Raw genomic sequence first — 12,715 nt, 5'->3', positions numbered from 1 at the left:
ATCTCACAAACATCATAAAATGAATGGAAGTGGTATACCTGTATGAGATTATAGTCATCAAAATAAGTTATTTTTCCTGCATCAAAATCCACTTTATATACTCTCAAATTAGTTAGATCCTTTTCTTCAAAAATTATTATGGACACCTCTAAAAACTACCGATTTTCTATTTTTATTGCTCAGAAAACGTTGATACATCAATGTTTAAAAGTATTGAAATTGAGTTTTTAGATGTGCCCTTATATTTCTTATTATTTAAAGAAAACAAAAGGACTAGAATAATCCGTCCCTTTGTTTATCCCTAGATTAGCTGATTTCCTCAACATAAATCACACCAACAATATTAGCAATTTCTTCCATTAGTTTAAGGTGCTCAAATCTACCTGATAATTCCAGAGTAATAAATGACGCGATTTTTTTGTCTGGAACATCAAAATATTCAATTCTTTCTGAATTAACATCTCCAAATGCAGTTCTAGAATCAGTCATTCTAATGCCATTCTCAGCACAGTATACTAGTACCCGATTATATGCCTCTGTAGATCTAACAACGATATACAATTCGATTATCTTTGAACGACTTTGAAGATATTTTTTTAAAGGTTGGAACATAGTTATAACACTCCAAACAGACATTGCTCCTAGTATGGCTCCTTCATAAAAACCAACACCAATAGCTAGACCGATTCCAGCTGAAGCCCATATTCCGGCTGCAGTTGTTAAACCAGTTATTTTCTTTTTATCTGTAATAAGTATTGTTCCAGCCCCAAGAAAACCAACACCTGATATAACCTGCGCACCTAAGCGTGTAGGATCTCCTGTACCAAATTTATAAGATACATACTCATTAGTCATCATAATTAAACATGCAGCCAGACAAACAATACTATGTGTACGAATACCTGCTGGTTGAGATTTACTTCCTCTCTCTAAACCAATTACACCACCAATAACTAATGAAAGTACAATTCTTAATACAATTTCGATATATGATAGTCCTAAGCTTGTTGCTTGCATTATTATTTCCTTTTTCTACTAACTGGTCTCTGAGTAAAGTATAAAACAGAACCAGAAATTATCATTAATACAATTGTATAAACAAATACCAGAGCTTGTGCATTAGATGTTGCTGTTTCATCACCTGCAGATCGAATCGTAATACCTAATGGTTGAGCTAGGGGATGGTAAAGGAATACAGATAAGTCGAAGTCAGTTAATAAAGAGTTAAAGTTTAAAGCAATAACAGAGAGAACAACCGGTAAAATAAATGGAATGATAACCTTCATCATAGTATAAAAAGGTGAAGCACCCATACTTCTTGCTGCATCTTCCATCTCATCATCAACACTAAATAAAATAGCACGTACCATTCTATAAGAAAATGGGATTTTTACAACTATATATGCAATAAGTAGAATTACCAAACTACCTACCAAAATCTGATTCAAGACAAGAAATTGTGGCTGATTAAAAGTAAATAATAAACTTACTGCTAAAAGTGTACTTGGTAGTAACCAAGGAAGTAGAGCACCATATTCAAATAAGAAATCAAAACGAGATTTATGTTTTCTGACAACACGAGCAAATACAACTGCGAGAATTGTTGCTGTTGTCGCAGCAATAATAGAATAAATAAAGCTGACCAAGAATGGAGAGAATGCCGCACTATTACTAAAGAATAAGCGATAATTTTCTAAAGTAAAGTTTGATAATGTTAAGTTACCTGTTTGAATTGCAACTGGATCTGTAAATGAGTATAATACTATAAAAATTAGTGGAAGCATGAAAACTGTGAACAATCCATATGCTACAATGTGAGCAATGATATTCCAAGGCTTAGACGCAATTTTTTGTTTTTTAAGAGGCGCTTTAGTCTTAGAGATAGAAATATAATTTCCACCTTTTTCTATCTTATTCATGATAGTAAGCAAAATTGTAGTTGCAATACCTAAAATAATTGCAAGTAAGGCAGCTAAATCACGAGAATTCCCCATCCCTGCAAATGTAATAATCATTGGATTTATAGTTTGAAATTCTTTACCACCAACAATCATGGGTGCTGCTACTGCAGATAAACCACTAAGAAAAACCATAATAGTAAGTGCAAATAGAGTTGGAATTAAGGTTGGTAACACTACTTTTCGGAAAACAGTAAATGGTTTTGCTCCCATATTTCGAGCAGCCTCAATAGTGTGATAGTCAACGCTTCGAATTGTATTTGTTAAAAACAATGTATGATTAGCAGTTCCTGAAAATGTCATAATGAATAAGACTGCACCATACCCAATAAACCAGTTAGGGTCTAAAGAAGGGATAACATTTTGTAAAAATTTTGTAATCAATCCATATGGACCATAGACAAATTTATATCCAGTCGCTAAAACCACTCCTCCATAAATTAAAGAGGTCATATAACCTAATTTTAAAATTTTAGCACCTTTAATATCAAAGTACTCTGTAAATAGAACACAAAGAATACCTACGACATTAACTGTAATAATGAGTGAAAATGCTAACTTAAAACTGTTCATAATACTCTGAAGTGCCCTCTGAGATTTTAGAACACGATGTACAGCATCAAGGGAAAATTCTCCTCCTTTTACAAATACATTCACTACTAGATCAAAGTTTGGATAAATAATAAATGTTACTAAGAACCAGATTAACCCTAAACGAATAAGCCAATCTTTTAAATTTAATTTATGACGCATACTGCACCTCCTTAAAATTGCAGAACGTCTGATGGTGTGATAAATAAGTCCACACTTTCTCCGACAGATCTAATAGCAGCCTGACTATCAATACTTGTTACATTAAGAATCTGACTTTCAGAAACTTTTATTGTATAGTGAATTGTAACTCCAGAAAACTCAACATCAATAATTGTTCCTTTTAGAATGAAATCTTGTTCAGTTTCACGATTGAATCGAACTTTCTCTAATCGAATGTATCCTTTTTTATCTTCTAAGAAAACGCTTGCATTTTTAAGTAATACTTCGTGGACTGTTTCATCGGTCAAAACATTAATATCGCCAATAAAATCACATACAAATTCAGTTTGAGAATTATGATAAATCTCTACAGGTGTACCGACCTGTTCGATGTATCCATTGTTAAAGACTGCAATTCTATCAGATAAAGTTAAGGCTTCCTCTTGGTCATGAGTAACATATAAAGTAGTAATACCTAACTCTTTTTGAAGTCTTTTCAACTCTTTTCTCAAATCTACACGTAATTTTGCGTCAAGGTTTGACAATGGTTCATCTAGACAAAGAATTTTAGGTTCAAGAACCAGAGCACGAGCCAATGCTACCCTTTGTTGTTGACCCCCAGATAATTCTGATACATTACGCTGTAACTGTTGATCAGAGATCTTAATTTTTGCTGCTACTGCTGATACTTTAGCTTTAATAACATCTGGAGCTACCTTCTTAACTTTTAAACCAAATGCAATATTATCAAAAACAGTCATAGTTGGAAATAGCGCATAAGATTGAAATACAATACCAATTCCACGCTTTTCAGGTTCCAAATGAGTGACATCTGTTCCATTAACTTCAATACTTCCTGATGATGGATCTAGAAAACCTACCAATGCTCTCAAAGTAGTTGATTTACCACATCCTGAAGGCCCAAGAAATGTAAAGAATTCCCCTTCATGTATATCTAAATTTAGATTATCAATTGCAACAAAATCACCATATTTAATTTGAATATTATCAAATTTAATCATCTCACTAACTCCCTCTATTACTAAACCAAAAGCCTCTCTTTATTTCTTCTATAAATTTAGAAATAATAGAGAGACTTGGACATAAAAATTAACTCTTATTTCTTATTGTACGTATTCTAATTCAGCTTTTTCTACCCATTCATCCAAATGTTTTCCAACAGCTTCCCAGTCAATATTTTGTGGTTTCACTTGATCCACAAATTTTTTCGTATCTTCAGGTAACTCTGTTAGGGCATCTTTATTTGCAGGAATAGATCCAAAGTTCTTACTATATTCTACTTGAATTTCTGTTTGACCAAACCAATCAATAAATTCTTTAGCTAACGCTTGTTTTTTACTAGTGCTTAAAACCATAGTTTGTTCAGTTACAAATGGTACACCAATCTCAGGAGTCATAACTTTGAAAACAACATTTTGTTCTTTTTGTCCAACTAATGCACCAGAACCCCACATCATTCCATATTGTATTGGATCTTCTTTGTCTAACATCTTAACAATTGAACTTTCTCCCTTTTGAAGAGTGTATGCATTTTTCAGATATTCTTTTGCTGCTTCCCAACCTTTTTCAGAAACACCTAATTCACCTTTATCATCAAGGTATCGAACTAAGATACTTGCTAGAATTGCCCGTCCTGTTCCACCTGAGAGCCCAGAAATTGAATATTTACCTTTATATTTACTACCTAATTCAGTCCAATCTTTAGGCATTTCTTTTACATCAGGCGCTCCAATTAAAACTAATGGTTGAACAATCACAGGATTATAATAATTATCTTTATCTGATAAAGATTGATCAATTTTATCTAACCATTTAGGCTTGTACTGTACTAGTAATTTTTGATCTCTAATTTTATTTGAATCAACAGCACCAATTCCAAATACCATATCTGCAACTGCATTATTCTTCTCGGCAATAACACGGTCTGCTAATTGAGCGCCAGGGATATCAACCATTTTTATATTAAAACCAGCTTCTTTTGCTTTAGCAGTTAACCAATCACCACGACCATTTGAGACTGAGTTCGAATAGATTACTAATTCTTGACTTTTATCAGCTTTTTCTTCAGATGAAGAAGCAGTCGTAGAATTTGAACCGCCAGAGCAAGCAGCAAGTGTAGTAAGAGCAACTCCCGTTGCAAGTACAGTAGACCAAACTTTCATTTTTTTCATGATAAGTTCTCCTTTTTTATTATTTTATTTAAATTTTTCGTGATATGGAACAAATTGTCTCATATCTTCAAATACAGTATAGTCAATACGGTTTACAGTAATAGTTGGAATCTTCTCTAATAAAATTTCAGTTAATTCTGCTCTGACTTTAGTAAACTCTTCTTCCTCCTCTTCGGTTAGAGGAATCCGAAGATACCCAATTGAAATATGGAATTGATATCTATCATGATTAGGGAAACGAACACCTGCTTTTTCTGAGACATAAGTACGAATTTCTTCTAATCTCTTTGCAGAAGCTTCATCTGCAGGTTCAACTAGTATGTTTTGTTTTCCCATTTCAGTTACACGCATATGAATTTCTTCATCCAACAATGGAAAAATTTCAAGTTGTTTAGCAAAGTAATCATGTATTTCCTGTAAAGGTGTATCTAGAGGAAGATTACTGCTCCAAAACTCCGTTTCACGATTTTCATGGCACAACAATTCAATTACAGTCATGTGAATAGAATTCCTTGGAGTTAAAGTAAACTTATCGATAAATGGTAATTCTCTATAACGTGATTGAATAATATCAACAACTTCCATCAAATCTTGTTTAGTATAAAGATTTGCTACAACTGTATTCCCAGGGAAATGATTAAATTCCCCATTCTCTTTGAACTTAATTTTTGTTAAGTTTTTCATATAAAGACCTTCTTTTTTATATTTGACATCGGTGTCATCTTGTTTACATTATACAATGAAACCGTTTCCTTTGTCAAGCGCTTTCAAACATTTTTTTAAAAAAATTTATCTTTCATTAAATATGCATTTCATTAAAAGGTTAAGTAATTTTTCCAAAATACAGCACTCATATAGACAGTATCATCAATTATAGCCATTGGGATTTTTTGATTGCCAATTCCATGTATCTCTACACATGTCTTCAATCGATTTTGTTGTCCTCCAATTTAATTCCTTATATGCTTTGTCTGCATTTGCATAACAAGTCGCAACGTCTCCTGATCGTCTTGGTACAATTTTATACGGAATTGGAACCTTATTAACACTTTCAAATGTATTTACAAGTTGTAATACACTTGTGCCTTCTCCTGAACCAAGGTTATAAATATAAACATCTGTTTTTTCAGATACTTTTTCTAAAGCTTTTATATGCCCTATCGCTAAATCCACTACATGGATATAATCGCGAACACCAGTACCATCTACCGTATCATAATCATCTCCAAAAACACTTAGCTCTGGTCGCTTACCTACCGCTACTTGTGCAATAAAAGGCATTAAGTTGTTAGGAATACCTGATGGATCTTCTCCAATCAACCCCGACTCATGAGCACCAATTGGATTGAAATAACGAAGCAACGCAATACTCCATTCTGAATCTGCCACATGAACATCTTTTAAAATTTGTTCAAGCATCACTTTCGTATACCCATAAGGATTTGTCGCACTTGTTTCCATCGTCTCAATTAGGGGTGACTGATTGTTAATTCCATATACAGTCGCACTTGAAGAAAAGACAATCTTTTTAACATTAAATTCTGACATCACTTCAACAAGTGCTAATGTACTCATAATATTATTTTTGTAGTACATCACAGGCTTTTGCACGGATTCTCCGACAGCTTTATAACCTGCAAAATGAATTGCAGCATCAATCGATTCTTTTTCAAATACCTTTCTCAATGCTTGTTTATCACAAACATCTAATTCGTAAAACACGGGACGTATTCCTGTAATTGCTTCAATACGGTCTAGCACCAAGATGCTAGAGTTCGAAAGGTTGTCGACAATGATGACTTCCTTTCCTAAATTTAGTAATTCTACTACGGTATGGCTACCAATATAACCAGCTCCGCCTGTTACCAATATTGCCATTTGGGTTTCCTCCTAATTAATTCCAACCGACTTAACAAATCTCATAAACGCTTCATGCCCAGACGGTGTATTCTTATAAACTCCTGCATCTTCCAGAACTCTCGCAAACACTTGTCCTACTTCGTGTTGAACTACGCTATTAACCTCTTCTTTATTAATGCGAGGATATTTTTCTTTCAATTGGTCGGCCCATTCTAAATGATAATCCGCAATTGCGTTATCCTCTCCTAAAAGATATTTTCCAACTTCTTCTAACTCTGGTTTCAAACGAGGTGGTAATATCGCAAGTCCCATCACTTCGATTAACCCGATATTTTCCTTTTTAATATGTTGTACATCTTGATGAGGATGGAAAACACCATCTGGGTATTGTTCAGTAGTATGATTATCTCTTAGAACAATATCTAATTCATATCTCCCGTCCACTTTACGAGCAATAGGAGTCACCGTATGGTGTGGGACATCTTCAGTCATAGCAATGATGTCTACTTCTAAATCTGAATATTCCCTCCACTTATTTAGAATTTTATTAGCTAAATCTAACAATCGATTTTTATTTTCACTTTGTAACCTAATTACTGACATTGGCCATTTTACAATACCAGCATTAACATCCTCAAAGTCTTTAAAACGAAATTCACTCTCAAATTTTGCTTTTTCCATTGGGAAAATATGTTTCCCTCCCTGGTAGTGGTTATGACTAAGAATGGAGCCTCCTGAGATAGGAAGATCAGAATTTGAACCAGCAAAATATCCTGGCAAAATATCAACAATCTCCAATAATTGTTCAAATGTTTTAGAGGTAATAGCCATTGGTACATGTTGACTATTTAAAAATATCGCATGCTCATTAAAATATGAGTAGGGAGAATACTGGAATCCCCATACTTCGTCACCAAGTTTCAACCGAATAATTCTATGATTCGAACGTGCTGGATAATTTATTCGCCCCTGATATCCTTCATTTTCCATACATAGTAAACATTTGGGATAATTAGTTGCTTTTACTAATTTTTCAGCAGCAATTGTTTTTGGATCTTTTTCGGGTTTTGACAAATTTATCGTAATCTCTAGCTCTCCGTATTTAGTTGATGCTCGAAACTCAATATTCTTAGCAATAGCAGAAGTTTTAATATAATCACTATCTTTACTTAACTTATAAAACTCTTCAACTGCTTCTTGAGGTGATATATCATATGAACTCCAAAAAATATCATTTAATCGACTCGGTAAAGGAACTATGAAATTCATTAACTCTGCTCCTAAACATTCCTTTTCCTCGATTAAATCTTTAATTTTACCGTTTTTTAAGGCGATTTCCACTAAGTAATCTTTTATTTGTTTCAGGTCATTTTCATCGGAAATGCGATCAGTTCCCTCCTCACCTATTAACGCTAGTACTCTATTTTTCACATATATTTTGTCAATTTCATTATACATTCCGTATTCAATTACTCTATCAACAAAATTATCAATAATTGTTTTCATATATTTTTCTTTCTAATTTATGTTCCCATATTTTCTATACATTATCCATTTATAAATTGATTGCGTAGTATGAGCAATTTTATCAAGGTGATGAATAATAGCTAAAGCACCAATTACTTCAGAAACATTCCCATCATCTTCAAATATGTAATTCATGATTTTCTTTTCAATATTTATACTAAGCTCTTCTATCTCATTCTGTTTTTGTATAACAACCATATCTAAACATCCAGATTGTTCCTCTCTATAACAAGATATAGCCCTATTCATATGCAGTCCGATAACTTCATGAAGTATTTTTATTTCTGAAATAATTTTCTTCAAAATTTCATTGTTTTGAATAATCTGTAGATTTTTTAAAATTTCAACAATTCTATCCCCAATACGTTCAATGTCAGTTGATATTTTTATTACACTAATAATTCTTCTTAAGTCATATGAAACGGGATGTTGTAAACAAATTAACTCATATCCTTTTTTATCAACATTTAGAACTGACTCATTTATGATTAAATCTTCTTTAATCAATTCTATTCGTTCTTCATTTGATAAATATTCAAATAACTTCTCATATTTATCAAGCACAGATACCCAAATGGTCTCTAAATTATTTGATAATTCTATAATTTCATTTTCTAAATATAACCTTAACATTTAGGTACCTCTTCTTAACAAAGTTCAATAGTAACAATTAATATTTTAAACAATATATCAAACATCAATAACTAGAATACTTGCATCATCTTTCTTTCCATAGATTGGATCAATAGCAGAAGAATTAAATCTCATCTTAATTAACTCTTCAAAAGTTTTATTTTGATTATTTTGATAGAATTCATAAAAGCCATCGCTCATTAAAACAATTTGTTCACTAGTAACATCTATTTGATTAATAATAGCATGGTCTAAAAATCTCTCATCCAACGAACCTATCCAGTACCCACTCGGTTGATTAGATAATTTTCTGATTTTTTGTAAAATAATTTTTTTATTTAAAACACTATTTGTACCAATTGAGTCTTTTATCTCATTTTTCCCTTTTTCAAATAAGTTATCTACTCTATGATCAGTTATTTCCATTTCGTTTACTAACATGACGCAGTCACCTAGCATCATATACTCCAACTTTTTTTCTGAAAGTTTAGCAAATATAAAAGCAAATGTTGGTAAGCGATAATACTCTGTTAATTCATATGAGTTTAAACCGATTTCATCTTTAACCTCGAGTAAAGCAGTTTCAAATATTTGTTTAAGAGTTTTTGATTCTTTACAATTAACCGACAAACTTTCTGATAAAATATGTACAACTTCTGAGACTGAATAACCTATCTCCTCTTTAGAATTATATAAATCTGTAGCTCCATCAATAATCCAAAAATACTGATTTTGTGAACCTACAGCATCCTCATTTTCTACGGAACTTCCTTGTATCGAACAAATTTTATTTATCTTTACCATAATACTTCAACCCTTTTAGTGTCAAAAGTAAACCAATTCCTGTCACTGTTAAGAATAGTTCCATAATCTTGTTCGAACCAGTCTTTGGTAATTTTTGTTTTACCTCTACTATTTCTTTAGATTTATTAATATGATTTTCAGTTTCTCTGCCATCTCCAACTATTTTATGGTTCACTTCTTCTATCTTATTATCTTGTTTATTGTCAATCTTGTCATTAATTTGTCTATTATCTTTACTTGAGTTAAACTCTCCTTTCTTCTGGTTACTATCAATTACATTATTTGAATTAGATTGTTTTTCATGCACATATGAACTTGTTTTAAATTTTTCCTCTTTGTTTTTTTCTTTTTCGTTTTTATCACTTAAGTTATTTGTTACAATTTTGTAAAGCCCATTCTCCGTTACAATATTGAAATTACCATCGCTATCACGTATAACTGGTTCTTTCCCATTTGCATTAGATTTGATGAATGATATATACTTACCGGATAAATTATAAAATTGGTTATTTAAAACGGTTATTTTACCCTTTGAATCCTCAATAACAATTCCTTCTTTACCACCGAATATACTATTCTCTGAGACTACTAAATTATCACTAACTCGTAATAATTCAATATTTGGTTGTTCTGTTTCCTTAGAATTATTATTAATTACATTTTTTGTTACAGTAATATCTGATACTTTTCCTAAATATTCTGCACTATCTTTTGCTACTCTAATAGCCTTTGTTTTAGGATCAGAAATATAAAATGTATTTTCAGTAATAACGACTTTCTTATTTAAATCAAGTTCATCTTTTACATTTTTATAACTAAAAGCATTTATTAAGGCTGCACCATTTTCTCTATAATGTACACTTTCTCCTTTTACTTTCTTATCAAATCTATTTCCTTTAATTAAAATATCAGTGAATCCTGTAAAACGTACACCAGAATACATCATGTTATCAAAATGATTATTTAAAATTTTAATATTAGAGGGGTTCTGTGTCGACAATGTTTGATAGTGTGTACCAATTGCTGTTACTAATTCTCCAGATTTATCACTTTTACCAAAATATGAATTTTGAATAGTAACATTTTCAGATTTTTTCCCATCATCATTCAAAGCATAAGGAAAACCTTTTCTAGTCAATGGTTCAATCTGAATACTCTCCTTACTTATAATTTGCCCATCTTTCATAGTTTTAGGTAAAGCTTGACCAAGAAAACGAGAATTATCGACTAATACATTTTTCGAACCTGCAATTTGAATAGCATGCCCTTGATAACTATCCTTGAATGTTACGTTTTTTATAGTTACGTTATTTGAATTCCCAATAGCAAATGCACCTGAAGAATTTATAAGTGGTAGATTTTTTGCTTTAGTTCCTTCTTCATTCAAAGCACCGTTCATATCAATAGTACCACCAGAATAACTAATATCTTCTGTTGGGCCCCATTCTACTTGCGCACCATCATCCGTAAATAAACCTGTCATAAAAACAATAGAAGGGTGATTCTTAATATTTATACCATTTAGAATTGTAGCTTTCTCATTCAATTCTAAGTGTGTATGACTTTTTAAAAAAACAATTTCTTTTACTAAATAAGTTCCTTCAGGAAAATATACATTTCCTCCGCCTAGTCCTTTAGCTGCAGCATCTATTGTATCTTGAATTGCTTGACGATCATCATTAACCCCGTCACCTATTGCTCCATAATCTTTTACATTCAAAGCTACGTCTTCGTTCAGATTAGTACTTAAAATAGTATTCACTTCCATCCCAGAGATGTTACCCATCATAGTATCATTTGTTATATCAGGTTTATTTTGATTAATACTCACTCCTCCATTATTATCAGTACTTAAACTTGAATTGTTATCAAGACTGAGAGTATCAGAATGGGGTTCCGCAGATAATGATGTAGATGTGCTACTCAACAAAGAGTTCATTTGCATATTATCTTTAGACGAAGAAGTTTCACCAACTACTTCATTAGCTAAAACACTTTGTGTTCCAATAAATAAAACCGCTAAGAGAACTGAGCAAACTCCCACCTTAGACTTACGAATAGAGAAAACCTCATTTTGTTGAAAAGATTTCATATTAGCCTCCAATTAAAAATATTATGTCCTAATTTAATATTCATATAAATTCCATACCAGAAAATGACACCGCTGTCATTTTCTTTATAATATATTTTTAAATCAAAATTGTCAAGGAATAACACAATAAAATATCAAAATTGTGAAAGCGTGACCATTTATATATCTAACCATACTTCTAATAATTCTTTAACCTTCCATTCAAAAGTGATTACTATCTTTCTTAGCTTGAACATAAAAATATCCTATTCACTGTATTTAAAGCATGTTGATATCTCGTAAAATACTAATTTATAAATACAAGAACAAATATCTTGTCATGCAAGCATTCACCAGGTATATTTACATGAATATCGTTCATATAGCGGATTGAAATCAAAACAATACAATATATTTCTTAAATAGATTTTCTATAAAAGCTAGATTCAAGCTCTATAAAAATAGACGCAGTTCTTCTAAAATACTGGAATAGGACATATAGATCATTGTAGACACGTGTTTTATAGATTATTTCAAAAGAATGACTAGAACATGAAAAATAGTCTCAAAACTTTGAACAATATTCTGAAAACAAAAAAGAAAGACGCGAGTTTCCACAACCTCATTCGTGGAAACTCGCGTCTTTCAAAAAATAGGGTGAATTGAAAACTAGAACAAGACACTACATTTTCTAAATGATGCCTAATAAAAATTCTAAATGCTACACCAAATTGCTCACATCTCATTTCAAACCATACAGTATATTGAAACTATAAGAGTACACTTTTGCTTCTAAAATATTGCTAGAAATTAATTTGACTATCCTGATTAATTTGTCCTGTTTTTATTTCATTTTACTATAGGACTTTCAATTGAAAACAACAGTTTTACACTCAATTAGACTTTTTAGAAACAGA

The 12,715-nt window shown here is 31.7% G+C and carries 10 protein-coding genes; all 10 read right to left on the bottom strand.

Translation table 11 applies throughout. From position 1 onward, the window contains the following. Positions 1 to 306: 306 nt before the first annotated feature. The 10 genes from STYK_RS02505 to STYK_RS02460 all read right to left on the bottom strand — a co-directional run bounded on the left by STYK_RS02505 (position 307) and on the right by STYK_RS02460 (position 11,819). A complete protein-coding gene (locus STYK_RS02505) occupies positions 307 to 1,017 on the bottom strand; it encodes an MgtC/SapB family protein (RefSeq protein ID WP_001149044.1) in 711 nt (236 codons plus the stop codon). 2 nt (positions 1,018 to 1,019) lie between these two features. Further along, positions 1,020 to 2,711 (bottom strand): ABC transporter permease, encoded by a 1,692-nt coding sequence (locus tag STYK_RS02500; RefSeq protein WP_166732130.1) that lies wholly within the window; start codon positions 2,709 to 2,711, stop codon positions 1,020 to 1,022. 11 nt (positions 2,712 to 2,722) lie between these two features. After that, positions 2,723 to 3,733, bottom strand: a complete 1,011-nt coding sequence (locus STYK_RS02495) for an ABC transporter ATP-binding protein (protein WP_000589137.1) — start codon at positions 3,731 to 3,733, stop codon at positions 2,723 to 2,725. Positions 3,734 to 3,835: 102 nt separating this feature from the next. Continuing rightward, positions 3,836 to 4,903, bottom strand: coding sequence for an extracellular solute-binding protein (locus tag STYK_RS02490; protein WP_000738380.1), 1,068 nt, complete (start codon positions 4,901 to 4,903; stop codon positions 3,836 to 3,838). Between the two features lie 24 nt (positions 4,904 to 4,927). After that, positions 4,928 to 5,587: a DUF1868 domain-containing protein gene (locus STYK_RS02485; RefSeq protein WP_000793811.1), complete on the bottom strand. Its 660-nt coding sequence runs from the start codon at positions 5,585 to 5,587 to the stop codon at positions 4,928 to 4,930. Between the two features lie 183 nt (positions 5,588 to 5,770). Continuing rightward, complete coding sequence (gene galE, locus STYK_RS02480) at positions 5,771 to 6,781, bottom strand: UDP-glucose 4-epimerase GalE (protein ID WP_261805162.1); 1,011 nt, start codon at positions 6,779 to 6,781, stop codon at positions 5,771 to 5,773. 12 nt (positions 6,782 to 6,793) lie between these two features. Further along, positions 6,794 to 8,269: a UDP-glucose--hexose-1-phosphate uridylyltransferase gene (galT, locus tag STYK_RS02475; protein ID WP_261023639.1), complete on the bottom strand. Its 1,476-nt coding sequence runs from the start codon at positions 8,267 to 8,269 to the stop codon at positions 6,794 to 6,796. Between the two features lie 12 nt (positions 8,270 to 8,281). Then, positions 8,282 to 8,923: a phosphate signaling complex PhoU family protein gene (locus tag STYK_RS02470; RefSeq protein WP_261805161.1), complete on the bottom strand. Its 642-nt coding sequence runs from the start codon at positions 8,921 to 8,923 to the stop codon at positions 8,282 to 8,284. A 57-nt stretch (positions 8,924 to 8,980) separates the two neighbouring features. Then, positions 8,981 to 9,727, bottom strand: coding sequence for a protein phosphatase 2C domain-containing protein (locus STYK_RS02465; RefSeq protein WP_023935650.1), 747 nt, complete (start codon positions 9,725 to 9,727; stop codon positions 8,981 to 8,983). Continuing rightward, complete coding sequence (locus STYK_RS02460; protein WP_125393369.1) at positions 9,711 to 11,819, bottom strand: glycosyl hydrolase family 28-related protein; 2,109 nt, start codon at positions 11,817 to 11,819, stop codon at positions 9,711 to 9,713. The genes STYK_RS02465 and STYK_RS02460 overlap by 17 nt, the downstream gene beginning before the upstream one ends. Between the last annotated feature and the right edge of the window lie 896 nt (positions 11,820 to 12,715).

The sequence above is a fragment of the Streptococcus toyakuensis genome (assembly GCF_024346585.1).
Lineage (GTDB): Bacteria > Bacillota > Bacilli > Lactobacillales > Streptococcaceae > Streptococcus > Streptococcus toyakuensis.
This window is presented reverse-complemented; position numbering and strand designations above follow the sequence as displayed.

What these genes read in the sequence shown, in the direction of transcription:
- STYK_RS02495 (WP_000589137.1), bottom strand. Translation starts at nt 3,733, where the DNA reads ATGATTAAATTTGATAATATTCAAATTAAATATGGTGATTTTGTTGCA.
- STYK_RS02490 (WP_000738380.1), bottom strand. Translation starts at nt 4,903, where the DNA reads ATGAAAAAAATGAAAGTTTGGTCTACTGTACTTGCAACGGGAGTTGCT.
- STYK_RS02470 (WP_261805161.1), bottom strand. Translation starts at nt 8,923, where the DNA reads ATGTTAAGGTTATATTTAGAAAATGAAATTATAGAATTATCAAATAAT.
- STYK_RS02465 (WP_023935650.1), bottom strand. Translation starts at nt 9,727, where the DNA reads ATGGTAAAGATAAATAAAATTTGTTCGATACAAGGAAGTTCCGTAGAA.
- galT (WP_261023639.1), bottom strand. Translation starts at nt 8,269, where the DNA reads ATGAAAACAATTATTGATAATTTTGTTGATAGAGTAATTGAATACGGA.
- galE (WP_261805162.1), bottom strand. Translation starts at nt 6,781, where the DNA reads ATGGCAATATTGGTAACAGGCGGAGCTGGTTATATTGGTAGCCATACC.
- STYK_RS02500 (WP_166732130.1), bottom strand. Translation starts at nt 2,711, where the DNA reads ATGCGTCATAAATTAAATTTAAAAGATTGGCTTATTCGTTTAGGGTTA.
- STYK_RS02505 (WP_001149044.1), bottom strand. Translation starts at nt 1,017, where the DNA reads ATGCAAGCAACAAGCTTAGGACTATCATATATCGAAATTGTATTAAGA.
- STYK_RS02460 (WP_125393369.1), bottom strand. Translation starts at nt 11,819, where the DNA reads ATGAAATCTTTTCAACAAAATGAGGTTTTCTCTATTCGTAAGTCTAAG.
- STYK_RS02485 (WP_000793811.1), bottom strand. Translation starts at nt 5,587, where the DNA reads ATGAAAAACTTAACAAAAATTAAGTTCAAAGAGAATGGGGAATTTAAT.